Source organism: Aliirhizobium sp. YIM B11859, from assembly GCF_057163345.1.
This window is the reverse complement of the sequence record NZ_JBXHAY010000001.1, coordinates 1,176,316-1,199,672: the sequence shown is the minus strand read 5'-3', so window position 1 is coordinate 1,199,672 and position 23,357 is coordinate 1,176,316. Positions and strand designations below refer to the sequence as shown.

The window sequence follows — 23,357 nt, the reverse complement described above, 5'->3', positions numbered from 1 at the left end:
CCTCAGCTCCAGATTTTTGGCAGGCGGTCGATATGCCGAAGCGCATTGTAAACAGGACCAGGCGCTATATCTGCATCGAGCGGCTCTGATGCCCAACGCTCGACAAGCTCCGCCATTCCGACGATACCCATCTTAACTGCCGCGCGCGGCAGGGCGCATATCCTGTGAACTTCGAAAGGGAAGCCCGCATTCCCAAAGTCCCTCTTGAGTTCCTCCTCGTATTCAGCCAGTTCAGCCGAAAGATCGCGTTCATCCACGATACGAGATATTCGATCAGTTTTCGTCACCACGACCTCAACGGCAGCCGTCTTCGGAAGCATGTCGTTGTCGATAAGCGCTCGAATAGTCTGTTTGAAAATGCGTCGATAACCGTGGCGCGTCTCCAGCTTGGTCAACCTTGCGGCATCCAGCAGGAAACAAACGCGATCCGCGATAGCCAATTCCGTCAATCGGTTCAGTAGCGAGGTGTCGGACCTAGCTGTTTCGAAGGTTTCTCCGGATCGATCTGAGATGATTATTTCAGACACCGTTTCTTCGCGCCGAACTTTCAAATGAAAATATCCGACAGAATCGGCAATACTCGTCCTCGGTGTGACAGGGACGATGCGATCCGCACGGTCTGGATGGAGCAGTGCAAGATGATTGCGCTCGGCAAAAGAATACAAGGTTTGACTACTTACAAACTCATACCCACCGACAGGCCCTTTGCAAAAAAGTCCGTAGAGCGCAGCGAGGAGCGTGGTTTTCCCGGTCTTCTGCTCACCGATCAGCACCACTGTCTGCGCCCGACTTCTGTTACGGTAACCGAATATGCCTTGCTCCGGAATCACCGTGTTAGGCCTGAGCGTGACGGCATCCTCTTCCGGTGACTCTTGCTCTTGTTCGTCTATCTCACCGGTATCCAGATCGTCGGCCTCATCGGCTTCGTAAAGCACGCCTCCAACGCCGGGATCATTTGCGATTGTAGCCATCAGACCCAACCAAGCTTGCTGAGCAAGCGCTCGTGATATGCCTGCACCGCCAGATCGTAACCACTGAGTTTCACGTCAAAGGAAAGGCCGGTGCGGCGCTTGAACTGGGCCCCGACCACCGCCGTGCCATCAAGCAGAACTTCGCCCACCGCCCCATGGATCGGGGCTAGAGCGTAGCGAGAAACAGGCTTTGTGATCAGGCCATCAAATTCATTAGACAGTTCTTTGACAGCGTCACTGACCTTGAACTTCTCCTCTGCGAGATCACCCAAAGCCTTTCGGATAATTCCATATGTTCCGTATGGACCAGGTGCAGCACTCACCATCTCACCGATATCCATACCGATTGCAATCGGCCGCAGGGCGTGCGGAATGCCCCCGATGTCGCGGTTGAGCAAATAGCTTTCGCCACCGAGATGCCACCACAGGAGGTCAACCTCTTCAGCGAGCCGCCTGTTTTCAGCCCACGTAGCTTCAATTGCCGTATTTGCCGATGACACAACTTGCTTGATCTGGCTCCGGTAATCGGCGACTGCAGCTTCAAAGACTTGAACGTCGACAGTTGCGTCATTTTCGTCAGCAAGCTTTTTAATCAAGTCAGTCATGTTTGAAGCCTTACCGGAGAGGACTTCAGGTCTATTGATCGACGATCCCCGACGACGAACGAGGTTTGCCAACGTCTGTCGCGCCGAATACGACAGTCCGTGGTTGTCCACAGTCTGTCGCTTTCCGGCAAAAGCAGCGGCATGGACGATTACAGGCGTTACATGAAGATTTGCGACAAGGCGCTTCTTCAGAAGAAGGGTCGCCATACGGGCAGCCTCTTCGACATCGATTTCAATTCTGAATGTCGGATCGTCTGCGGTGAGTATGCCGCCGAACCAGGACGCCGCATCACTCTCAACTGGCAACGTAAGCCGGTAGGCAAAATAGGCCAGGTCGACTACACGACTGAAAGAATCTTGAATATCCGCGCCAGCTCTCTCAAAGGAGGCGGTTCTCGCCGCGATCAGCTCTCGGTCGTCCGTCGGCTGCAGATTTCGGTATTCAGCGACGAAGTCGAACGCCATTACTTTTTTGCTCCCGTGTACTTTTCGATTTCTTCATTCAATTGCGAAAGTAGTCCTCTTGCCTCCGCTCGACGCACGGCCGCAATGGGGAAGGCATAGTCTGCCAATTTCTGGTCGCCATCCTGGTGCAAATCGAGGTCGGTGATAATCTTGCGCTGGTCGAACTCGCGCAACGACAAGATTTTCACCGCCACGGAGCGAACGGTGGGAGCTGGTTCGGTCAAAACTGTTTCCTTGCCATCACCCGTCAAGGCAGCAGCACTCCTGTCGGCAGCGAGAGCTATTGGCTCGGAGGGCGCTGACCAAGGGCGCAGAGCGTGTTCCAAAATCCATGGATCGTTCCCTTCCTCATCAGTAGCTGCAATATACCGTGCTCCCAGCAAATGTCGTACCCATAGTTTGATCTTCAGGACGCGTTTGTCCGAAGGTCCTTCGACCGAGAGATCAATGAAATTGTACCCCGGCTGCCATCCCCTTTCATCTCGGTCTGGCTGAAGGGCTCCTGCCTTGAGGCGTGTAAATTTTTTATATTCATCAACGCGCACGGCATGTTCGTGCCCAAAAAGATGAAGCTTGGCCACCGCATCAATGCGGTTTTGGAATTCCGCTTTGTTTCTGAGCCAATTGAAAGGATGGTGACACATAACAAGATGCGTTATCCCGTCGTCACGCTTTATGATTTCGGCAGCAGACGGGTCGACGAACATCTTGTTGACGTCATCTTCGGCGTCACAAACGAGGACCGAGTTGAAACCCCATACCCTGAGCAACGATCTGTCATTGAGAACAAAATCGCGCTTTGCATAGGGATTTTGTCCGGTTTCCGGTTCATAGTATCCTATTTCACAGAGGAATTTCGCCGCAAACCGATTGTAGTTCTCGATTGGCTTAAACAGCATCTCAGACGACGCTTTGCTATCGACATAGCGCTTTATCGCCGCATTGGACGCCCCGACGTCTGTCTCCCGAAGTTTCTTGCGAGCGTCCTCGTGCATAGGCTCAGAGGCTGCCCGGCGGTCAACATCATGATTACCCGGGATAACAACGATATTTTCGAACTTGCAACCAGCAGCTGGGCAAAGTTCTTCCTCAAGCCATTTGGCGGCGAACTCATACTCAGCCTGTTGACCATGATAAGCAATGTCACCTGAGATCAGGATAGCATCGACATCTTGGCCGATTTTCGCCCGCATTTTCTTGACATCGTCGACCGTATCGTCGCGGAGGCCAAGGTTTTGGTCATACGGCTTATTGATATCGCGATTGCTGAAGTGGATGTCAGACAGATGCAGTATAAGCATGGAACGACTCTGTTTACGCCTTGCGAAGAATGCAATCACAGGATGACTCGCGCAAGTCATTCCAGCATTATTACATCACCGTATTTCGATGAGAATGACGCCACCGGCTCAAATTATCGACCTGTGACGCTCATATAACGAACAACCTCTGGACGATTGCCGATGACAGGTTGAGCTGTTTCTATTTTTTGGATGCCATGGGCAGGCTGATCGACTGTCGGAAACCATCCCGATCATATATGGTTGGTCACAGAGTTCTCGGTTCTGCATGGCACAAGCCTATTGAGGACCACGCAAACGACAATCATACTGACGTATGAGTGTCGTGAACATCCAGCCTCAGTCTGCGAGTTGGTCGATGACGAATGTCCCGATCTCCTCGATGACTTCCTTCACCGGTCGCGGCCCAGTGCCGAGATTTAACGTGACGTGGTGTGTGCCGATGAACCTCAATTGCTGCAGAACTTCGACCAGTTGATTTCGGCCACATCGATAACCCAGCTCTATTCCGGTGAGCGGAGCGTCAGCATCGTCGGCAAGCTCCAGATTCATGGAAGTTGAAAAGCTCCTGAATCCTCCACCCGCCTTTGATACAGCAGTATGCCAGAGAGCGATGCGATCTTTCTGTATTGCCAGGTCACGATGATAAGTCGCCCAGCCAGTCGAGTTTCTAGCGATCCATTCCAGCGACTGGGAAGCCGATCCCACCGCAAGCATTGGAACCTTGACCTCAGTTCGCGGACGCAGCCAGAACCTCGTTGTCTCACCGTTGCCGTCCTCGCTCGCGATCTGATCATCATCGAGCGCGTTCTTGAGCACGCTCCATTTCTCTCGGAACAGCACTTTCCTGTCTTCGTATTTTTGATCGAAGATTTTGAATTCGGGCGGCCTGTCGCCTGATCCCAATCCAAGGACAAACCGGTCGCCTGACAAGGCCTGCAACGACAAAGCTGCTTTCGCCACATGAAGGGGATGACGCAGAGTTAGGACGACTGCCCCGGTGACGAGACGAATTGACGACGTAGATACTGCTATCGCGGAGAGAAGGACAAACGGGTCCGAATGGCCCATGGGGTCAGGGTAGCCATCATTATTCAATGGCACGTCCCGCACCCAAACCGCTTGAAAACCGAATTTTTCTGCGAGCTTGACCAGATCGATCTGCTCTTTGAACCGGACATCTGTGGCGATGCGCGGCTGAAGTGGGAGCACAATTCCAAGGCTGAGACGATTTGCGGCAAACAGCATCGAAACTCCAGGGCAGAGGAAGCGGACGTTCGAACCAACCGGTTCACCGTGACATGTAGTGACAAACTGCGGTCTGTGCGATGCTTCAATGGGCAAACGAGTCGGTCGGCAAACTTAACTCGATCATGCGATTTGCAGTAGGCGGCACCGTTCTTCGGTGATTTGGAGAGAACTACCGAGATGTGGGGGAGGATCATTGGCGGTGTAACTTGTCTGCTTGCCGTGGCTTGGGGCGTATCAACGTGGTGCGATGGCGAAGTGCCGTATGAGCCCACTGCCGTTTTTTTGGCATCGCTGTTGGCATGGCTCGGTATCGAGTTCCGCACGGGTTCCTCGACACACAGCATCAACGCAACAATCCATCCGCATGACGTCGAGTTGGCTATGAAACTCCGGGAGTTACTCAATCGCGAGACGAAACGCCAACTGCGTGAGCGGTCTTTCGGGGAAACATTTGTATGGTCTCGTCTTCATGCTCTTGAGGAACTGGCGGAATGGACAGGACCAGATTTCGAGTTTGTTGATCGCGATTTGGATAATCTCGCTGCGGAAATCACGCGAAAATCCTCTGATCTTCTAACATCAATATTGGAGAAGGTTTATCAGGTGGGCCACACCGGAGATCGATTTTCAGTGGTACCGAACTCGGAACGCATCTCAGACTGGCATAGTGGAGAGACGGCCATTTTCACAGGTCAACTGGATGACCAAGCGACCTCAATCGTGGACTTAGCCGACGAATTTGAAAGGAGATTCAGGCTTCTTTCTCCGGAAAGCTACCAGTCAATTGCGGGAGAGCGACCTGCTACCAGCAGCGGGGAGTAAGCCGCCCTCTGTCGATAAGGCCTTCCCTAGCCTCGGAAAACTTAGTGTCCAATCCCAATTTCCTTGACAGGTACTCCTCCTCCGCTGAGCATGAAGCGGTAATTGGCTTTGAAGGAACAAAGTTTTTGGGTGTTTCAAGTGAACTTATTTCGCGAGTTGTCCGATCAGCAAACACGCTCGAAAGCCAGTCGCATGTGGAAGTGAGCCGCCTCCTAAACCGTGCTATCGCAGAAGTGGAAGAGTTACGAGCGGAAGCTGGCATCATTCCAGTCGCAAACCGAGACGCTCTGGTTCTCGTTCGAGCGGTCGCCGCACAAACCTCGCAAGTGCCAAACGAAGAATGGAGACGTGCGTTGCTGGATGCGGCCGAGATGATCCGAGACCTTCATATCCTTATAGAATCCGGCACCAAATTCACAATCGTTAACGCGGCAGAGATTTGAGACTGCCGCGAGCCATCGTTTTCTATCGCACTTGCGCAGACGGTTTCGCCACGCGTGAGGCGAAGCGAAACCGTTACTTACACCATTGAAAAGCTTCAGATGGCGTGGCGCTTAAGGTTCAATCTAACGTAAGCTTCATGGAAGCCAGACCTCAAATAGTTGTCTCGGGATGTGTGCTTGCCTTCCGGCTCGGAGGGCCGCCCCGTCTCGGCGCTCACGAATTTCACGCCCTGTTCGGCAGCAATTTTTTCACGCCCAGAAATCAGGGAAGCCTGTACACCCAGCTTCCTCCAATTCGACAGCGTGCCATCGATACCGAGCCATGAAAACTGGCCGTCGGTATACATTGCACCACAGCCAACAGGGATGCCACGATATCGCGCCACAAGGGTAACCCAGCGCGGGCGACCGACAAGAGCTGCAAACCATGGGGCCGTCTCAGCAGGCAGTCCAAACGACTCCACGACCAGCAGACCGAAAAGCCCACCATCTGTCGTCGGCCTGACAGAGATGTCTCCATCCCCCTCCGACGTCTTCCCGTCTTGACCCGACACCTTCTTAAGCAGCTTCGACCAGCCGTTACCTGACGACGAAAGCCCCGTGACCAACGCATATTCTCGTATCTGAAGGCCAGCCTCGTCGTCGGGGACCTGGATCGCCCAATCCTCGGCGTTTCCCTCAAGCCACGCCGATGCCTCTGCCAAATCATCCTGCTCGACCAGGATGCTGCGATTGAATTCCGTTATCGGAATTGCACTGCTTCCGAGAACGGGTGATTGGCCGATTTTCGTTTGGCGCAAGGAGAATTGCTCTCGAACGAAATCCGGAGCCGCCTCGAACATGTCGAACCAGGCATCCCTCTCGACCTTCTCAATTTCTTGCGCGGATGGATTTGAACCAAGCGTGTCAGTCATTGGAAACCCCTTTAATGCAATGATTTGCTTTTCACGAGGGAGGATGGTGAAAATCAAACGGCAGCCTTAGTCCATAATACCGGGGTATAATTGGCAGCCTTGCTTCCCGCTCGAACGCCGACTTCGCACTGCGCTGAGCGAAATTCGTGAATTTGTTTCAGGGGTTTCTTTCCGCAGATCATACTGATCGTAGGATCGCCGGACGCCATATCGCTGAGAACCTCAAACAGGAGTCGCTCTATGGCACAGAAAATCCCATCCACTTCCGTTGGCCTGAATCGTGCCAATCACGTTGGTATCGTGGTGTCTGACTTGAACGAGTCGATCAGGTTCTATGAAGCATTGACCGGGACGAAGATCGAAAACGTCGATGAGATTGGCGGCCCACGAATGGCTGCAGTTCAAGGCCTCGACAAGGTTTTGATAAAATATGCCAACGTGCATCTCGAAAACCTAAATATCGACTTGCTGCAGTACGACGATCCCAAACCGAAAAAAGCGAGCTATTCGGGCAATGACATCAGTGCCATGCACCTTTGCTTTGAAGTCGATGACCTCGATGCCGTCTATAAGAGGATGCGTGATGCGGGTCTGGAATTCTCGGGTGAACCAATTGTCTTTGAAGATGGGGATGGCCTGAAGGCCGGAGCTGGAACAGCGGTCGCCTATTTTGACGATCCAGACGGGACCCATCTCGAAATCATCGCGCCAGTGGGGCCTTTCAAGCGCAAGTAAGAACGCAGGGATGGCCCGGGATTGACCGGGCCATCGAAATTTTCAGCCAGCATCCCATACCGGCGCGAGACCGGGAGGACTCACAAGGCGACCATCGAGCTGTGCGAGCGACGAGATACGGCTCATGTCCTCACTAGAAAGCTGGAAGTCAAAGATCGCGGCGTTCGCAAGCGCCCTCTCCTCCGAAACGGTTTTTGACAAGGCGACGAAGCCTTGCTGAACGATCCATCGCAGCACTACCTGCGCGACGGATCGACCAAGTCCTTGGGCAATTTCCTTCAGTACGGCGTCCTCGAAGACCTTGCCGTCCGCCATCGGGTAGTAGCCGGTTACAGACATGCCAAGATCGTTCGCAGCTCTCGTCACCACCGTCTGATCGAGATAAGGATGAAACTCGATCTGGTTGTTGACGATAGGGAGCTCGCTTAGGCTTAGTGCTTCCTTCATCAGGCTCGTTGTGAAATTTGACACGCCGATGTGTCGTGCTTTGCCTGCCTTCGCGACCGCATTCAACGAAGCAATCTGCTCAGCAAGCGGTACCGCCTCATTTGGCCAGTGCAATAGAAGAAGATCGACGTAGTCGGAGCGGAGCAACCGCAGGCTTTCCTCTACAGATGCTGCAAATTTTGAGGCATCGTAGTTTTCGATCCAAACTTTGGTCGTCAGAAAAACGTCTTGACGAGACACGCCTGACTTTTCCAATCCAATCCCGACACTGCCTTCATTGCCATATATCTGGGCTGTATCGATGTGCCGGTACCCGTTCGCCAAGACGTATGACACCATCCGCGCGGTGTCCTCGCCTGTCATCCTGAATGTCCCAAAGCCAAGTGCCGGGATCGACGCCCCGTTTGCAGTCACCAATTTCATTGTTCGTCCTTCCCTTGATCATCTTAAGTCGGGCGGCCGTGCTGCACGCACGATGAGCCACTCATACTGGGGGGCAGATAGGACGCTCGATTTCACGAGATAAGCGCCTATATCAGACGGATACTCCTGAATTCATTTCACAGGTGACGAGTGGATAACACAGCGGGCGAGATGCAGGTGTTCGTCGAGACAGCGCGGCACCAGAGCTTTTCGAAAGCAGGCAAAGAACTGCGCCTTTCAGCCTCGGCGATCAGCAAGGTTGTAAGTCGCCTCGAACAGCGTCTCGGAACTAGGCTAATGGTTCGGTCGACACGCAGTCTGCAACTGACACCTGAAGGTGAAATCTACCTCGCAAGAGCCCAGCGCATACTCGACGATATTCGAGAGACCGAAGAGATCGTCGCGTCCGCTCAAGCAGCTGGGCCAAGGGGGCGAATCCGGGTCAGTGCATCGGTTGCGTTCGGCGTCAGGTACATTGTGCCTCTCGTTCCTGAATTCCTAGCAAGTTTTCCGGATGTGCAGCTAGACTTAGCACTTACCGACGGCATCATCGATATCGTCGGTGAGCGGGCCGACATCGCTATCCGGTCTGGCAATCTGCCTGACACGTCACTGATTGCTCGAAAATTGATGGACAGTGAGCGAGTTATCGTCGCGTCGCCAGAATATTTGCGAGCCCACGGGACACCAACCGTTCCCGGCGACCTGGAGAGCCATAATTGTATGACCTTCGATTTCAGGCAGTCGTGGGAGGAATGGCCGTTCAAAGACCCTCAGACCGGAAATGTGTACAAATTGACCGTTAGAGGAAATTTCGAAACCAACAATGGACCGACCATGCGATCACTTTGCCTGGCCGGAATGGGTTTGGCGCGGGTCGGGCGTTTTCATGTTCAGCCCGATATAGAGGCTGGTTTGCTTGTGCCAGTTTTGGAAGAGCACAATGGCGGCGATATTGAGCCCATCAATGCCGTGTTCGCAGGGCACCCTCACCTCGCGAAACGCATCAGGGCGTTCATCGATTTCGTGTCTGAGCGCCTGTGATAAATGGCGTCCCGCCAACTGATGACGCAGCCGATGCGGCTAGACTCGCATCGGCTGCGTGCTTTGGCACAGTAACAGCATTTCGCTCAATTGATCAGCTCACGCCTTGATCGTTCTCGGAATTAAGATCATCAGGCCTTATGCCTTCATCGTTTGCCTTTCCGCTGTTGGTATCTGACGAGCCTGTTGCTCCTACACCACCCCCGTGGTGAGGGGACCAGGTCTGAGGCAACCCAGAACCAACTGCCTCCTCCTCCGCCTCTCGCCAGTGACGCTCATGTTGCCCTTCGGGACGGCCTTCGGCTTCCCATTTCCCGTAAGCTGCGTCGCGAATTTTGTTTTCATCAATCATCGAGTTCTCTCCCTGGTCATCCATGTAGTCAACTTCGTTTGTAGCGAGATATGAACCGAGCTAGAAAGCAGGAGTTCCGGCCCATTCAGCTGCCGCACAAGAAGCTGAATTCGGTACCGGAAGATCAGTTCATGCGGTTGATGTCAGCGCGGCTTTCAGCTGCCCAGCTTAAGACATGCTAACTATTACTTCTCGCCGCTCTCACCAGCGGGCCAGTCGTTAGACGGCTCCTCCACAACAGAGGTGTCATCAGCTGGATCAGGATCGCGGTCGTACGCAACTCGTAGGTTATTAATCTCACTAACAATGGCGTCGAAGATACGTTCGGGGGGCACACCGCCCACGACAAAGCCATCAACGAGCTGTTCGACTTTCAGCTTAAGCTCTGTGCTCCACTCTTCGGTCACATGTTCCTCCTTGAGATGAGGCGCGACGGAACAGCCTCGCCTTCCTATGGGCACAACGCGCCGAAGGCGCTGGGTTTCCGTCCGCTACCGTACAGAGCTGTTCGGGAATTGGGCTCCCTGTTCGAATCGAGGTATCCCCGAAGCTCCGTATGGAGTTTCGGAATGCTCGAAATAAATGACCTTGAAGCTGAGCAGGTTTACTGGGCAAGGCGGCGGTCATCAGCCGAGGATGATCGGCCGGAAGTGGTGCAGATTTCCACGGTTTTCGGGTTGTCTCGCGATTATTGGAGTGTTGCGATGCTCGGAACGGACCAGCACTACTCACTCAACGAGTTTGTATTTCTGGCGGAAATCGAGCCCCTTACCTAGAGGTAGATAGCGAGCCATTGCGAAATGGCGTCGACATTAAACCTGCGTATAGGGCGAAAGGGTTGATGGAATGTGCGATTGAAATGTTTGCGCCCCTTCCCGCCTTTCAAGGTGGCGTGTCTATAACGTCCGAGCAGGCCGATTGAATGAACATTTTAATCTCAGCGGTTTTTGCGCTGTCGGCGGCAGTCAGATTTTCGAGCGGCGATCCTAATATCGATTTCGACGCTGCCGCCGTCCCAACCGAACTGCATGATATCGTTGGCTTCTTCGAACTCGAAATTGCAATACTGGCGCTGCTTTCACCGACCCGCAAAGTTGGATGGATAACCGGCTTGATCTTGTGCCCCATCGCAGCCGTAGAGTTCGCCTTGAAAGGCGATTGGTTGCAGGTAAGCATCTCAGCCGTTCTCATGGTGCTGCTGTTGCTGCGGCAGCGAAAGGGTCAGCGTTCTTGTGTGGCGTGACCCTCCACCTCCAATAGGCGGACAAACCCACAGTCCCGCCATTCTTTTTGCTCTTTCGGAGCCCATCTCCTCGATTACATCAGAGAATCCCCAGGACAGCCCTCATGACCGTCGTTGCCTCATACATCTATCGTGGCGGTAAACGCGCCGAAGAACTGCCAATCACTTCAGACCATTTTAAAGCAAACGATGGCGACTTTGCGTGGATTGGGCTCACCGAACCGACTACCGACGAGATGGCAAGTCTCGGAAAAATGTTTGGGCTGCATCCCCTGGCTATGGAGGATGCCCTTAACGGAAAACAGGTCCCAAAGGTCGATATCTACGGTGACCAGCTTTTCGTTATCATGAAGACTGCTCATCTCGACGGTGACAAGATCGCTTATGGAGAGACCTGCGTCTTCATGGGCAAGCACCATTTGATTTCGGTCCGCCAAGGATCAGCTCGGTCGCACAAGCAGCTCCGAGAACAACTGGAACAATCGCCCAACCTGCTGGAGCACGGCCCTGACTACGTACTTCACGGGATCATCGACTTCGTCGTCGATGGTTACCTTCCAATGGTCGAGACCATGGAGGATAAGGTCTTGGAGATGGAGAAACATGTCCTGACCTCCTTCCTAGACCGAAAGCAGGTGAAACGTTTGTTCGGCATGAGACGCCAGGTTATTCGCTTCCACCGCGTCCTTGGTCCGATGTCCGAAGTCGCTGGCAAGCTCAGTCACCTTGACTTGCCGTGTATCGATGAGAACGCAAAACCCTTCTTCAAGGACGTCCTCGACCATGTACGCAGGGCAGAGGCCATGGTGGCAGGCTTGCAGGATGTAATTACATCGGTGTTTGAAGCAGCAAACCTCCTTGAGCAACAACGCCAGGGGGCGATAACGCGTCAACTCGCGGCCTGGGCCGCGATCCTTGCCGTGCCAACCGCAATTGCCGGGATTTATGGGATGAATTTCGAAAACATCCCCGAGCTTAAATTGGAGTACGGCTACTATGTCGTGCTCGCTGTGATCGCGACCCTTTGCGCGGTGCTCTATTACAGGTTCAAAAAAACGGGCTGGCTTTGATTTATCGCCGCCGACGATCAGCGAGACCTCAACGTCATAACGAGGAAACGGCCTGAACGAGCTTCTCCCTTAGCCCGGCCATCGTAAGGACCTTGATCATCTCAGCGGCGCAAAACAGTTTATCGCCCTCGATCCAGATGGCATCAGGCCCCTCGTTAACCCGGATAGGCGCTAAGGTTGCCAGCCGGGCGGCCGTTTTTGGCTCCGAGAAGCCGATAGTGATGATGCAGCTTTGTACCGCCTTTAAGATTGGATCGTAGGACACGGACGGCTCCATTTCCACCCAGTTGGAAAACCAAGCTTGCAACTTCTACGAAATTTCGTAGGTTTCGCTCAACCGCATTCTTCTATGGCATTCCAGTTCCAACACAAGGGATACCGAAATGAAAAGCTTGCGTACCCTGCTCATGTCATCGCTCTGCATATCTGCCTCCGCAGCTTCGGCATCTGAAATCAAAATTGTTTCCTGGAACGTCGCAGCGTCGTCTTATGAAAAGGTTCTGGCTCGGGCGTCGGACTATAAAGCTATGTCCGAAAGTCTGCAGCCGGACGTGATCGTCATGATCGAATTGACCGGTCGGGCGGACCTGAAAGCCATAGCAGACGCGATAGGCTGGCCTACCTATTATGCGGCCCTGTCCGATGGGCAATTACAAGGTCCGGAAATCCATGCAAGCCTGGAAGTTGGGGTTCTTTCGAAAATGCCCGTGGCTGGCGTAATCGAATACGACCCGAAGCCCGATGGGCGTACTCATCGGGTATTCACGAACGCAAAGCCTGATGGCGATGAGACCATATCAATCACTGAGAAGCCGCTAAAGGGTGTGGATCAGATGGGTTTGGCGGCGACAGATCGAGGTACACTGCGTGTCGACCTCGCAAATGGCCTAACAATATTTCCGGTACATTTGAAATCCAATTCCAATGACGCATGCTTTGCAGCCAGTGACGCCATCTCAGGCCTGAAGAAATTAGGTTTGCCTGCAGTCCCCGCGCTTCAAGATATCCTCGATAAAGGATCAGATGCCAAAGCGAAGGCGGACAAGGACAATGCGTTCAAGCGCGAGCGCGTAGTAGCCGCAACTAAGGTCGTTGCGGACGAGGCCGTCGACGAAGGCAGGACCGTTCTGATCGCAGGTGATTGGAACACATCGTTCGAACCCGGAAAGTTTGGGAACTCGCTAGCCGACTGCCAGCTTGCAGCATTTTCATGCGCCAAGGCTCCCTTTCCCGCCAACGCTTGCAACGGCGACGGATATGACGACACTTTCGCTATCCTGACTGCTCCGCTTTTCGGCACTCAGAAGTGGTCCATCTTGACCAAGAACCTTGGCCGCACGTTCGATGACAACGATTTCGCGGACAAGGCGATTGATCACATGGCAGTTCCAGATGGCCAGACCGAAGCGTTTGATGCTCCCAAGGTCGGCCCCCAGACATTCGGTTCGGATCACTACCCTGTAACAACCGTCTGGCGGGCTCCCTGAATCTAGAACATGCGAGCCGACATACCATTCCAGGGCCCGCGAACGTCGTCGCGGGAACCTGAAATCGTTCTATTCATTAAGCCGTGTCATGGAGCGTTCGATGTTTTCCTCAAGACGTCTTTGGAAACAAAGGCGTCACGTTTGACGCCCCCGTTTGCGTCGAGTTCGGCTTTCCTACCTCTCTCGCTTTGAACTTTTCCACGTCACGAAGAACCGCGAGAAAGCCCCGGTCCTGATGGTAATAGTCCGGCTTATCCGGCAACTTCAGATCAAATTCGATTTCGATACGTGCGATCAGGTCCATCGCAGTGGCTGCCAGTCGCGAGTACCCTTCAAGGCGGCGCTCGAAGAAACCATCGTATGCGTGCTTCGAAAGATCGAGACTGTCCAAGGCATTCTCGAAATTCGCGACGCGGTTCGAAAACCACATGACGGCTTCGCCGAGATCATCACCCAGCAGACGCCAGTCAGCGTCCTTCGGCAGAGCAAGTACGGGCTCTGGAGCATGAAAAGCGAACTCGACCTGATCACCCTGATTGAATTCGGGTGTGTCATGGACCGCCCCGTAACATGCACCGACATAGTCATCGAGTGCCAGGAGAGTCACCATGGCGAGGTTACGGCGATCAGAATGACCGGGTTTAACCCTGGATCGACCCCACACCCACCCTGTAAATGCTTGGCTCCCTGCACCGAGAGCGAAGCCTCCAGCGCCGATCAGCGCTCCGAGTGACATGATGCCTTGGGTAGTGCCGAAAAAATCAGTCACGGATACCTCATTTGATGAACGCGAAGTCAACCGACGAAGCTCAGAGACGCGTATGGAATCACGCGTCGCAATTCAGTTTGCCTTAAAACAAGCTGTTGGAAAGTTCGGACTTACGGGACTTCGGCTGTTCCACAGGATTGAAAACATTATCTTCACAATCAAATGTGATGCGTCACGGCTAGCTTCAAGAGCTTCATCTGAGTGCAAGGTCTCAGGTTGCTGGCGAGAAATCGCTGCGAGTAGGAAGGTTCGGCGAAATTGTGCTGGTTGAGCAGCGATTCAAGACAGAGAAATGCCGCTCTTCTATGCTTATGGGGACTATTTCTGTCTGGTTTGCTGCCGGTTCCCTCTGCTCTTGCCAAAGACGACACGGTCGATGTTTGCAGCTACGAATCCAAGATCGACGGACGCTCCATATGCATCAGAACGCAGTCCTTCAATGCCGACCTTTGCGCCGCGATGGAAACCTTGGCCAACCGAAGTGACGTCCCTGCCCCATTCTTCGCCCGGCTGATCTGGCGTGAAAGTCTTTTTCGGCCGGAAGCTGTCAGTCCCAAAGGTGCGGAGGGTATCGCTCAATTCATGCCTGACACGGCGCGTCTACGTGGGCTCCAAAACTCATTTCAAGTCTTAGAAGCGCTCGATACGTCGGCTCGGTACCTGGCCGAACTGAAAGACCGTTTTGGCAATTTTGGTCTTGCCGCTGCTGCCTACAATGCGGGCGAGAATGGTCTACGCCGATTTCTATCGTCTGGTCGATTGCCTCTGGAAACCAGGGATTATGTGTTCGCCATCACCGGTCACCAAGTGGAGACATGGAGGGATCGCCCTCCCGAAGTCGCCGCACCCGTCCTGGACGAGGGAAAATCGTTCATTGACGCTTGCCGAACCCTAGCAGACACCCGACGAATGAGTGAGCCCGTCGTGGCCAGGTCCGCTGATTGGGCCGCATGGGGCATCCAGTTGGCTGCTCACTACAATCCCGCTGTAGCAGACCGCCTCTACATAGCCGCCATTTCCCGCCTGCCCTCACCACTGAATGCCGAGAGAGCGCTGATCGTCAGGCAACGCGGCGGGAACTTTGGCTATCGACCACGCTATGCCGCGAGGATCGGCAAGGAAACACGAACGGATGCCATCAAGGTCTGTGCCGCAATCAAGTCGAACGGCGTTGCCTGCACGGTGTTCAAGAACCACTGATTGGCCAAAGGTTCAGAACGTTGAGAAGGCTCGTCTTCGTCGTTACGAATGAGCGGGGGCGATGGCGTTTCATTTTCGGATGCTCCAACTCTTCGCTGATTTTTCATTCGGCGTATGGCCGACAAATGAAGGGACAGTGCCGAGCGAAAACGTTTTCGCTGATCAATTGCGATCAGTCGAGCCAAAGCGCGTAGGGTTCTCACCTGATCCATGCCTGGTTCTCCTTGCGCTGACCAACGCAGGAGAAAGCAATGCGATCCAAATTGCGGAAACCACCAAGCGTGCGCTGACGTCGGCACTTCGGGCGCACTTTAACCTAATGTGAGACAGGCAACGTTGATAGTGCCATGCACTCTGCCGCGTGATGATAGGCCAGCTGCGGAGCAATGCATCTTGCTCTGGCGGTTCAATGTAACAGCAGGAACCCGACGCCATACGCATTCTTCCCGGAATTCGCGGCATTTGCAAACGATTTGCCTCACCGAGGACTCGACCTAAGCGAGCACATCTGTTGTGATACCCGCTGGGGAAAATGGGGGAAATATGAGATGCGCCAAGTCATTGCCACCCTTGGGGCGGTGCTTAGCCTGAGCGGGTGCGTCGAAACGGTATCAGGAGATCGTCTCGACAAGTACCAAGGCACAATCCGGGACGTATACCTAAGTCAGGTAAATAGACAGCTAGCCGCGTCGATTGACGATAGTTACGCAATTCCAGTGTTCATCAATTACCAATCTGCCGTACTTCAAGGAAGCGCAGCCTTCACCGCATCACCCTCAAGAACATTCGCGCCGACGGGCATCACGTCGGTGGTCGGACTTACTGCTGGCCCGATGTCCTCGTCGTCTGCTTTGACGGCCGCGACCTTCAACATTCCGAAGGGCCTTCAAGTTGCTCGCGATCTTTTTGCTTACGCAACCGCGAACAAACCCATGAGAAAAGAAGACGAGAATCTTCTTTTATTTCCGCCACCGGCATATGGCTGGCTCCATCATGCGCCATTGGGATCGCGCCCCGCTGCGTGTCAATCTGGATGCAATTTCATTGATAACGCTGGGAAATACTCTCTCTACAGCACAGATGCCAAGGCCTACAGCGATTTCGTGATACTGGCTTACCAGGCACTTCAGCTGCAAGAGCAGACGACAACTGCGTCCGGAAACCAGCCAAACATATCAAAAGGAACGGGGTCCAAACCGTCAGGTTCGAAGCCGGGCGGAGATAATATCAAGCGACAGCGCCCATACTCGTTCACGGTCGATCCGGGTGCCCCTCCTTCCGGGCCAACTCCGCAGATTACCGTGCCTACCCAATAGATAATCCGCGAAAATGTGGAGGGATGCTAGACGGGCGTTGCAACAGGGGTCGTCCCTAAAGACGCGGTGACCGTCTGCTCCTCAAATGTTTGGCAAAGACAAAGGCGGGCATCACTTACTTTCATAAGACGGGCCCGATACTTCTCAAAATCAGACCCGTCATCAGCAAGAGCAGAAATATCTAGCCAAACCAAATTTGTCGATTGTCGCCACCGCAAACCGCCTTCGACCTCTTGGGCGGTCATCTTGCATTTCATCGCATAGACGAATTTTTCATCATCGCCGACGAAGAGCTGCGATATATACAAAACACCGATCTCTCCCTCGTCATCTATAAATGATGTCTCGGTTTTGAAAGACAGTCCCTTCGCCCCGCTGGCATTCGTTCGGAACGAATTGACAGTCGAGATGTCGGTTGAGGCGTCATAGATAGCCGCAAGCGGCACTGCACGATCCGTCACACCGGCCTCCCCGCGAATTTCGTCGAACGCTTTCAGGACAGCGACGAACTGATCTGCATCCTGCGACTCCCAGTGCGTAACGTTGACTGTGCCCAGCGTTTCCATTCCTCCTTTCCCATGAAAGGCGATAATGCATCCAGGTTTTTCCAGAGCAGCGAGTATCCGGAAATACATCATCCAGTCCGCGACCGTATGGCTCTTTTCAGGCTCCCAACCACTGACTGTACGGAACGAAACTTTGCTATATCCAAACTCACCTACCAGATATCGTGATCGAAGCAGGACTTTGAAATGCTCGGCTGGTATCCCAGACACACCCGGTGAGATTACTTCGCATCGTACCTCAACGCGATCTGTATCGCTCGAACCGATCAGCATTGTGCAGGTCTCGCGGGGTATTGGATTGAATAATGCGCTCACTCCATGGGACTGTGGTGCAAATCGCAAATCGGGAAGCTTGATCCCCCATCGTTCCTCGCTGACCTGAAAGCGATCCAGCAGCACCGGCCGAAGTCCGAGTAGAGCGTCGACCAAATGAGAAACGTCTTCGCCAGAAAATTCGCCTTCGATAGTTGTCTGCCTACCCACGACGTAGCCTGAGGTCTTTTTCTGCGAGGCTTTCTTCTCGGCATAGATATCCATATCAGGCCCAATGGAATGGGCAAGAAAATCGAGCAGCTTTGAAGGAGAAAGGCCGATGGTCGAGGCCTCTTTGACCCTGAAGCTTATGGTCTTGCTGGCAAGGTCTGTGCTCTTCTTGGCAAATTCTTTTCGTAACCGCTTAAGGATTTTTTCCAGATGTCCGTCAACGAGATGGATCATTTTCATCTCGACGGCATCAAGACCTTCGGACATTCGGATTATGCAGATGAAAGCAGGCTGCGGCGTCTTGGCCAAGCGCTCAGCAACCGACAAGGAGAGTTTAACGTCCTTCGTATCTGTGAGAACGGTCTTTATCTGAAGCGCACAAGCCAAAGGCGCTGGTCGCTGATCAAACGGTACGCTGGGGTCGCGAGCTGCCAACTTCGCTTCGATAACACGATCCTTGCCGACCCTATCCGGCTCTATCCTTCCGTACAGCAACCCCGCCTTGTTCGCGATGCCGTCGAAAAAAATCTCACCCTGCCTACCTAGATCGTCTGCCAGCGCACTTTCAGCCATACACCAGTCTCTGTTTGCCTGATTGGACCGTAACCCGTCAGTCTTCATCGGTTTTTATCAGGTTTCCTGCATGAAGAACTGGTTCCGGAAGAAACTGGAAACACCGTGCAAAGCGACCGTGAGTTTAGGCACGTTACCGATAGGTCCAGAGCATTCTCTCGGGCCGCCCGTAAAGCTCAGTCGCGCTCGGTCATGCCTCGGCCGGTTGGTAATCGTAGGTTTCCTCGTCCAGTTTTAACAACTGCCGCTTGAAAGGCTTCGTATTGAAATCGTAGACCGTCCTTCCGCAGGCGATGGCGAAAATAACGCGAGCACCAGCTTCCTCTAAAACCTCTTTCGCCGCCAAAATCGATGCTCCGGTCGATAAGACATCGTCGACAAGGACGACATCGCGCCCATCGACGTCGCCTCGAACTGACAGGTATTGCTTCCAATAGGCACGTTTGTGGTGCTTCCCGCCCCCGTGAGCCTTTGGCAAGGCTTTCGTCCACCGTAGGCCATCGTGAATTTGTCCACGGTGATCCTTGTCCTTCAGGGCTTCCGCCAGCATCCACAGTGAACGGTATCCTGCTTTGATACTAGGTTGGGCGTCCTTAGATGGAACCGGAATGAGCAGCACATTCTCCGGGGCCTCCTCTAAATCGAGGGTCGAGGCAACGAACTGACCAAACGACGCACGAGCGCGTTTGACATTCGTGGGTCCAATCTTGACCCTGCTTCCGTTTCGGAAGGCAATCGTGAAGGGGGTTTTGTATTGACCAGTCTTAACCGCCCATACAAACAGGTAGGAATCCCAAAATTCGGGTTTACGCTTCGCGCGTTCGAGATGCGCTCGCTCTGAGTAGTAAGCGCTGATGAAATGCACATCCATTTAAGCGATCCGCGACAGGATATCCTCAACCCCAGTAAGAACCACCGTCCTCGGGTTATCCAGGAACCGCTTTGGCCATGATATTTCGGGATTTTCCACAACAGAACGCATGATAAAAAGCCAACGGCCCAGACGAATGCATTCAGACGCTTGATGGAGAGTACCTGAGGTGTCCGACGCTTCTACGATAACGCTTCCATCGGAAAGCGCAGCCATCAATCGGTTTCTTTTCGGAAAATCGGACTGGAACGTCCTTTGACCCGGATAGAATTGAGAAACCAGCAAGTGCCGTTCATAAATCTCCTGCTGCAACTTTCGATTTTCGGCGGGATAAACCTTATCGAGAGGCGTACCGATTACGGAAACGGTGCGCCCGCCAGCCTCAATGGCCGAGGTGTGCGCGATTGTATCAACGCCTTTTGCCAATCCACTGGTGACGACAACGCCTTCGACCGCTAATAGACGAGAAATCCGAGACGCACGCAGAGCACCTTCGTCGGAAACCGATCTCGCACCAATTACCGAGATCATTCGTCGTTTGAGGAGTTCAATTTCGCCAGAGACAAATATCGTGGGATCACGCTCCTCTGGTTTTTTGAAAAGGCCCTCCTGCTCTTTGAGCATTGGGCGGCCAGCGAAGTCCATCAAGTCACCGAGAGGCAAAGAGATAACGTTGGTCGGAGCGTTGTAGCCCGACTTAGTGATGGCATTGCTGCCAGAGTTTCGCCTCACAGCGTCGTCTTTATCTCGATGCATACCTGTTAGCATTCCAACGCTCCCGAAATGCCCTGCCTTTATTGATACTGTGATTCTGGCGGAACCTTAAAGAGTTCCTGATGATCATTTCGCATAACGCAGCACCCGTCCGTCCGTTTCCTTGGCCCTCGACAAAGCATTGGGCGACCATTTGTTCCCTTTATGTTCTTTTTCGCCGTATTTCAATGGCCGCCCACTTCTCTATATTCCGCTGCCAGTGGCGGGCTTCCAGTGAAAGGTGCTTAAATGTCGCGCAAGCCCTCAGGCAAACCTCCAGAAGTGCTGACCGTAATCATCTCCGACCCCATCACGATGTGGGAGAAACTCGCTTGGGACGTCGATCAGTATCAGGATATCCAAAGAGCGCATCCCCAGGAACGTCAGCCGTTGGCATTTGCTGCAATCAACGTCTGTATCGCAGCATGGAGTTTGGAACAGTGGGCGAAGACAGCTTGGACTCGAAAGGAACGCGACAGCGGTGAAAAGGCAAGCGAGTCTGATTTCTACGCGATTGTTCGGTAAAAGGTACCCGGTCAAGGCGTCTGCACGGACATTGCTAACACCGCGAAACACGCCAAGCATCGAGATGAAGGATGGATAGGTGGCGAAGCTCGTCTCGAATGGCAGGAAGGCGATGAGGACGGGCCTTCCACGTTCGTGCTGATGCATGTTGATCCGTCTGGCGCAAAAAGCACCTTGGCTTACAACACGTTTGAAAATGTCCGTAACGACTGGTGGACATGCCTTGTGTTCATGGGCTTGGCTACCGGCCCTCAATACTCCCCCGAATTTCTGCAGAATAAGCTCAGGCGGATTTTCGGCAACCGTAGTTACACGCTTCCCGACGGAGCGACGCCATTGTCGAACGAATAGGTTCAACGCTTCAGTGTTGGTGCATCTTGCACACCGGCACCAAGGGGAGTTCAGCACGCCATGCACAATAATTCTTGCCGCTGATCTCTTCACCCAGCCGCTGCGACTTGCCTGAGCACTTGAAGCGAACCTGGGACAGAAAAAGCGGCTCAGCGTAAGCCGTAAGCCTTCCAGCTCTTCCGCTATTTGCCGATCTTCTCGACACATGACCACAGCTGCTCCGCAGCAGCTCGCGACTTCGTCAGCTTGGCTTTGATTTGCTCGCGTCCCATCCTAAATAGGACTTCCCCGCTCTCTTTGAATGGCGTTTCTACGCCGTCCTCTTCCGAGCCTCCTTGAACCGTCAGCACCTTGGAGTTTCTAACCTCGACGCCAGAGATCGGAAAGCTCGTGCCGTCGAAGAGTAGATCAGCGTCGATTTTTGTGCCCGCACTGAAGTTCCAGTTTTCATTGTGGAAGCTGATCGTGAAAGCTTCATTCTCATTGGCGTAGACCATCAATGAAATCTTCTGGTTGATTTTCATCGACATCAAACAACCGTGCTCGGGGTCGTTCTGCAGAGGGCTACCAACCCAAGGACCGACCGAGAAATTTTGCCCACTGCTTTCCGCGCCAGACTGCGCCGCAGGCTTTCGGAGGTCGGTCATCACAGGCTCGTTTCCGTCAGTCCGAAACTGCAGCAGGTAGGCCTTCTTGTCAGTGTCGACAGCTTGGCAACTGATGGTCATCGGGCCCTTGAATGGGTTGCTATAAGCGCAACTGCCACTGGCCTTTGTCGACGTTGGTGCGACCCCTTGGATATTCAAGTTCAGGATCACCATGTCCACGCTCTGGAGCTGGGAATCCGCATCCGGCTTTTCGCCCTCAATGCCAGAGAAGGTCACTGCGGTACCCTTGTCACCGACCAAGACGGTGAAGCCGGTGCGTCCCGTCGAGTAAATTGATTGGATTATAGTGCCCCCGCAGCCCTGGGAGAGATTGTTTCCGGCCATCACCAGGCGTTCACAGGTGCCCTTGAGAGAGGCTATATCAGTAAGGTTGGGCAAGTTTTGCGCGGTTGCACGTTCCGTGCAAATGGCAGTGACCAATGCAAATCCGAAGATGAATGACGAGCGCACCAGAAATACTCCAAGCTTTGCAGACGTCCCCTTATATACCGACGCTGTTAAGGCCTGATCAACGGAGGCTCAAGGCTCTCATTGTATTGATGCTTAAGCTTTCAGCGGGAGTTGGTTCGCCCAAAATTTCCAGGATGCGATCTATGCTGTAAGGTTTCGGAAGAAACTGCCAGCCTGCCAGAAGGTCAGCACTAACCCCTCGTCCTGACGTCACAATGACTTTGGTCGCAGGAGCCACGCTAGCCACCATTTGCGCGAGATCGAGCCCTGTCAATCCACCCGGCATATCCACGTCTGTGATCATGAAATCGAAAGTCGGATATCGCCCGAGAGCGGCCACTGCCTGCATGACATTTCCGGCCTCTACCACATCGTATCCTTCATCAGCCAAGGCATCTGCTAGGATGGCACGGATGAGAAGCTCGTCTTCGACTAAGAGCACCTTCGATTTCGCCATTCGGACGGCCTCCTTTGCTGCCATGAACTTACAACTCCGTCCACGTCACAAACCGCCTGCCCCACCCGATATTGTTTGCCAACATATTTAATAAAAAGCGAATAAACTCAGGGGCTGCCAAACATCGGAAACTTTCATGGGCCTCCAGGACCTCGATCTCAAAACGATGCTCGCAGAGATTGGTCGAGCTTCGCCCTTGATCAGCGGTAGCACAGCCGCTCTTGTTGCCGGTCAACTCGGTATCGCGATGGTGCGCATGGCATTCGAAGTCTCGCATAAGCACGGCTCAGACACAGAATTGGTGACTGAGAGGCTAGACTCCCTCGCCTCACAGATCAGAAAAGCGGCCGATGAAGACCGGGTGGCCTCGACAGCGCTCATCGAAGCGTACCGTCAAAACTCCGACACGGCACTCAGAACATCGGCGCTGATAGACGCGACAAGAGCGCCACTTGCGGCTGCGCATATCCTGGTCGAACTCCTGGAGTTTCTCGAAAGTGCCTCAGCTAAGGTCGTCAGCAATGTTGCAAGCGACTTCGGTGGAGGTGTCGAAATAATCCATGCAGCCTTTGCCGCAGTTATGATGGCCGTCGAAAACAACCTGCGTGACGATGGTGCCGAGCCTATCCGCGCACGCACACAATCCAATCGGTCAAGCCTGTATTCCCGCTCCGAGCAAGCCATAAAACGCCTTCGGCGTGATCGGTCGAAATAAGCGTCGAGGCATGGTCGCGGATATTTCGCGTTTGACAAGCCAATCGTCGAGGAACTCCTGATCACGGTTGCCGTTTCGATAGCGGCA

At 53.6% G+C, this 23,357-nt stretch carries 28 protein-coding genes; 13 read left to right on the top strand and 15 right to left on the bottom strand.

Translation table 11 applies throughout. The features are described 5' to 3' along the window. Nucleotides 1-2: 2 nt before the first annotated feature. The 4 genes from AC2GXZ_RS05600 to AC2GXZ_RS05585 form a co-directional block, all read right to left on the bottom strand. Nucleotides 3-971: a TRAFAC clade GTPase domain-containing protein gene (locus tag AC2GXZ_RS05600; RefSeq protein ID WP_483758107.1), complete on the bottom strand. Its 969-nt coding sequence runs from the start codon at nucleotides 969-971 to the stop codon at nucleotides 3-5. After that, on the bottom strand, nucleotides 971-2,041 hold the full coding sequence (locus AC2GXZ_RS05595; RefSeq protein WP_483758106.1) for a GTPase-associated system all-helical protein GASH: 1,071 nt from the start codon (nucleotides 2,039-2,041) through the stop codon (nucleotides 971-973). Before AC2GXZ_RS05595 ends, AC2GXZ_RS05600 begins: the two co-directional genes overlap by 1 nt. Beyond that, complete coding sequence (locus AC2GXZ_RS05590) at nucleotides 2,041-3,342, bottom strand: metallophosphoesterase (protein ID WP_483758105.1); 1,302 nt, start codon at nucleotides 3,340-3,342, stop codon at nucleotides 2,041-2,043. Before AC2GXZ_RS05590 ends, AC2GXZ_RS05595 begins: the two co-directional genes overlap by 1 nt. A 339-nt stretch (nucleotides 3,343-3,681) precedes the next feature. Beyond that, the gene (locus AC2GXZ_RS05585; RefSeq protein ID WP_483758104.1) at nucleotides 3,682-4,590 is read right to left on the bottom strand and encodes a TIGR03571 family LLM class oxidoreductase; all 909 of its coding nucleotides are present in this window, start codon (nucleotides 4,588-4,590) and stop codon (nucleotides 3,682-3,684) included. A gap of 180 nt (nucleotides 4,591-4,770) precedes the next feature. Here AC2GXZ_RS05585 and AC2GXZ_RS05580 point away from each other — a divergent pair, with 180 nt between their 5' ends. Together AC2GXZ_RS05580 and AC2GXZ_RS05575 are read left to right on the top strand one after the other, a co-directional pair. Continuing rightward, on the top strand, nucleotides 4,771-5,415 hold the full coding sequence (locus AC2GXZ_RS05580; RefSeq protein WP_483758103.1) for a hypothetical protein: 645 nt from the start codon (nucleotides 4,771-4,773) through the stop codon (nucleotides 5,413-5,415). A 44-nt stretch (nucleotides 5,416-5,459) separates the two neighbouring features. Then, nucleotides 5,460-5,858 (top strand): hypothetical protein, encoded by a 399-nt coding sequence (locus AC2GXZ_RS05575; RefSeq protein ID WP_483758102.1) that lies wholly within the window; start codon nucleotides 5,460-5,462, stop codon nucleotides 5,856-5,858. Nucleotides 5,859-5,953: 95 nt separating this feature from the next. Here the strand turns inward: AC2GXZ_RS05575 and AC2GXZ_RS05570 are convergent, their stop codons facing one another. Then, on the bottom strand, nucleotides 5,954-6,772 hold the full coding sequence (locus tag AC2GXZ_RS05570) for a GNAT family N-acetyltransferase (protein ID WP_483758101.1): 819 nt from the start codon (nucleotides 6,770-6,772) through the stop codon (nucleotides 5,954-5,956). Between the two features lie 240 nt (nucleotides 6,773-7,012). Here AC2GXZ_RS05570 and AC2GXZ_RS05565 point away from each other — a divergent pair, with 240 nt between their 5' ends. Next, entirely contained in the window at nucleotides 7,013-7,507 is a 495-nt protein-coding gene (locus AC2GXZ_RS05565) for a VOC family protein (protein ID WP_483758100.1), read from the top strand. A gap of 42 nt (nucleotides 7,508-7,549) precedes the next feature. Here the strand turns inward: AC2GXZ_RS05565 and AC2GXZ_RS05560 are convergent, their stop codons facing one another. Beyond that, nucleotides 7,550-8,377, bottom strand: a complete 828-nt coding sequence (locus AC2GXZ_RS05560; protein WP_483758099.1) for an aldo/keto reductase — start codon at nucleotides 8,375-8,377, stop codon at nucleotides 7,550-7,552. A 150-nt stretch (nucleotides 8,378-8,527) separates the two neighbouring features. Here AC2GXZ_RS05560 and AC2GXZ_RS05555 point away from each other — a divergent pair, with 150 nt between their 5' ends. Beyond that, the gene (locus AC2GXZ_RS05555) at nucleotides 8,528-9,421 is read left to right on the top strand and encodes a LysR family transcriptional regulator (RefSeq protein WP_483758098.1); all 894 of its coding nucleotides are present in this window, start codon (nucleotides 8,528-8,530) and stop codon (nucleotides 9,419-9,421) included. Nucleotides 9,422-9,515: 94 nt separating this feature from the next. Here the strand turns inward: AC2GXZ_RS05555 and AC2GXZ_RS05550 are convergent, their stop codons facing one another. Together AC2GXZ_RS05550 and AC2GXZ_RS05545 are read right to left on the bottom strand one after the other, a co-directional pair. After that, the gene (locus AC2GXZ_RS05550) at nucleotides 9,516-9,773 is read right to left on the bottom strand and encodes a DUF2934 domain-containing protein (RefSeq protein WP_483758097.1); all 258 of its coding nucleotides are present in this window, start codon (nucleotides 9,771-9,773) and stop codon (nucleotides 9,516-9,518) included. A gap of 185 nt (nucleotides 9,774-9,958) precedes the next feature. Next, a complete protein-coding gene (locus AC2GXZ_RS05545; RefSeq protein ID WP_483758096.1) occupies nucleotides 9,959-10,180 on the bottom strand; it encodes a hypothetical protein in 222 nt (73 codons plus the stop codon). A gap of 162 nt (nucleotides 10,181-10,342) precedes the next feature. On the opposite strand from AC2GXZ_RS05545, the gene AC2GXZ_RS05540 reads away from it, so the two are divergent. The 3 genes from AC2GXZ_RS05540 (at nucleotide 10,343) to AC2GXZ_RS05530 (ending at nucleotide 12,086) form a co-directional block, all read left to right on the top strand. Next, nucleotides 10,343-10,549, top strand: coding sequence for a hypothetical protein (locus AC2GXZ_RS05540; protein WP_483758095.1), 207 nt, complete (start codon nucleotides 10,343-10,345; stop codon nucleotides 10,547-10,549). Nucleotides 10,550-10,695: 146 nt separating this feature from the next. After that, nucleotides 10,696-11,016, top strand: coding sequence for a hypothetical protein (locus AC2GXZ_RS05535; protein WP_483758094.1), 321 nt, complete (start codon nucleotides 10,696-10,698; stop codon nucleotides 11,014-11,016). Nucleotides 11,017-11,120: 104 nt separating this feature from the next. Beyond that, a complete protein-coding gene (locus tag AC2GXZ_RS05530; protein WP_483758093.1) occupies nucleotides 11,121-12,086 on the top strand; it encodes a magnesium and cobalt transport protein CorA in 966 nt (321 codons plus the stop codon). 34 nt (nucleotides 12,087-12,120) lie between these two features. Here AC2GXZ_RS05530 and AC2GXZ_RS05525 read toward each other — a convergent pair whose 3' ends face one another. Beyond that, entirely contained in the window at nucleotides 12,121-12,351 is a 231-nt protein-coding gene (locus tag AC2GXZ_RS05525; RefSeq protein WP_483758092.1) for a hypothetical protein, read from the bottom strand. A 118-nt stretch (nucleotides 12,352-12,469) separates the two neighbouring features. Here AC2GXZ_RS05525 and AC2GXZ_RS05520 point away from each other — a divergent pair, with 118 nt between their 5' ends. After that, the gene (locus AC2GXZ_RS05520) at nucleotides 12,470-13,573 is read left to right on the top strand and encodes a hypothetical protein (RefSeq protein WP_483758091.1); all 1,104 of its coding nucleotides are present in this window, start codon (nucleotides 12,470-12,472) and stop codon (nucleotides 13,571-13,573) included. A 109-nt stretch (nucleotides 13,574-13,682) separates the two neighbouring features. On the opposite strand, the gene AC2GXZ_RS05515 is transcribed toward AC2GXZ_RS05520, so the two are convergent. Continuing rightward, nucleotides 13,683-14,342, bottom strand: coding sequence for a hypothetical protein (locus AC2GXZ_RS05515; RefSeq protein ID WP_483758090.1), 660 nt, complete (start codon nucleotides 14,340-14,342; stop codon nucleotides 13,683-13,685). 324 nt (nucleotides 14,343-14,666) lie between these two features. On the opposite strand from AC2GXZ_RS05515, the gene AC2GXZ_RS05510 reads away from it, so the two are divergent. The 3 genes from AC2GXZ_RS05510 to AC2GXZ_RS05500 all read left to right on the top strand — a co-directional run bounded on the left by AC2GXZ_RS05510 (nucleotide 14,667) and on the right by AC2GXZ_RS05500 (nucleotide 16,858). Then, nucleotides 14,667-15,542: a transglycosylase SLT domain-containing protein gene (locus AC2GXZ_RS05510; protein ID WP_483758279.1), complete on the top strand. Its 876-nt coding sequence runs from the start codon at nucleotides 14,667-14,669 to the stop codon at nucleotides 15,540-15,542. Between the two features lie 61 nt (nucleotides 15,543-15,603). Then, complete coding sequence (locus AC2GXZ_RS05505) at nucleotides 15,604-15,867, top strand: hypothetical protein (RefSeq protein ID WP_483758089.1); 264 nt, start codon at nucleotides 15,604-15,606, stop codon at nucleotides 15,865-15,867. A 223-nt stretch (nucleotides 15,868-16,090) separates the two neighbouring features. Then, nucleotides 16,091-16,858, top strand: a complete 768-nt coding sequence (locus AC2GXZ_RS05500; RefSeq protein WP_483758088.1) for a hypothetical protein — start codon at nucleotides 16,091-16,093, stop codon at nucleotides 16,856-16,858. 26 nt (nucleotides 16,859-16,884) lie between these two features. Here AC2GXZ_RS05500 and AC2GXZ_RS05495 read toward each other — a convergent pair whose 3' ends face one another. The 3 genes from AC2GXZ_RS05495 to AC2GXZ_RS05485 all read right to left on the bottom strand — a co-directional run bounded on the left by AC2GXZ_RS05495 (nucleotide 16,885) and on the right by AC2GXZ_RS05485 (nucleotide 20,119). Beyond that, nucleotides 16,885-18,480, bottom strand: a complete 1,596-nt coding sequence (locus AC2GXZ_RS05495; RefSeq protein ID WP_483758087.1) for a hypothetical protein — start codon at nucleotides 18,478-18,480, stop codon at nucleotides 16,885-16,887. Nucleotides 18,481-18,670: 190 nt separating this feature from the next. Next, nucleotides 18,671-19,351 (bottom strand): phosphoribosyltransferase, encoded by a 681-nt coding sequence (locus AC2GXZ_RS05490; protein ID WP_483758086.1) that lies wholly within the window; start codon nucleotides 19,349-19,351, stop codon nucleotides 18,671-18,673. Continuing rightward, nucleotides 19,352-20,119 (bottom strand): DNA-processing protein DprA, encoded by a 768-nt coding sequence (locus AC2GXZ_RS05485; RefSeq protein ID WP_483758085.1) that lies wholly within the window; start codon nucleotides 20,117-20,119, stop codon nucleotides 19,352-19,354. Between the two features lie 234 nt (nucleotides 20,120-20,353). Between AC2GXZ_RS05485 and AC2GXZ_RS05480 the strand changes: the two genes are divergently transcribed. Continuing rightward, a complete protein-coding gene (locus AC2GXZ_RS05480) occupies nucleotides 20,354-20,629 on the top strand; it encodes a hypothetical protein (protein ID WP_483758084.1) in 276 nt (91 codons plus the stop codon). Nucleotides 20,630-21,162: 533 nt separating this feature from the next. On the opposite strand, the gene AC2GXZ_RS05475 is transcribed toward AC2GXZ_RS05480, so the two are convergent. Together AC2GXZ_RS05475 and AC2GXZ_RS05470 are read right to left on the bottom strand one after the other, a co-directional pair. Continuing rightward, on the bottom strand, nucleotides 21,163-22,098 hold the full coding sequence (locus AC2GXZ_RS05475; protein WP_483758083.1) for a hypothetical protein: 936 nt from the start codon (nucleotides 22,096-22,098) through the stop codon (nucleotides 21,163-21,165). A 58-nt stretch (nucleotides 22,099-22,156) separates the two neighbouring features. Further along, on the bottom strand, nucleotides 22,157-22,555 hold the full coding sequence (locus tag AC2GXZ_RS05470) for a response regulator (RefSeq protein ID WP_483758082.1): 399 nt from the start codon (nucleotides 22,553-22,555) through the stop codon (nucleotides 22,157-22,159). A 136-nt stretch (nucleotides 22,556-22,691) separates the two neighbouring features. Between AC2GXZ_RS05470 and AC2GXZ_RS05465 the strand changes: the two genes are divergently transcribed. Then, nucleotides 22,692-23,270 (top strand): cyclodeaminase/cyclohydrolase family protein, encoded by a 579-nt coding sequence (locus tag AC2GXZ_RS05465; RefSeq protein WP_483758081.1) that lies wholly within the window; start codon nucleotides 22,692-22,694, stop codon nucleotides 23,268-23,270. Nucleotides 23,271-23,357 lie beyond the last annotated feature (87 nt).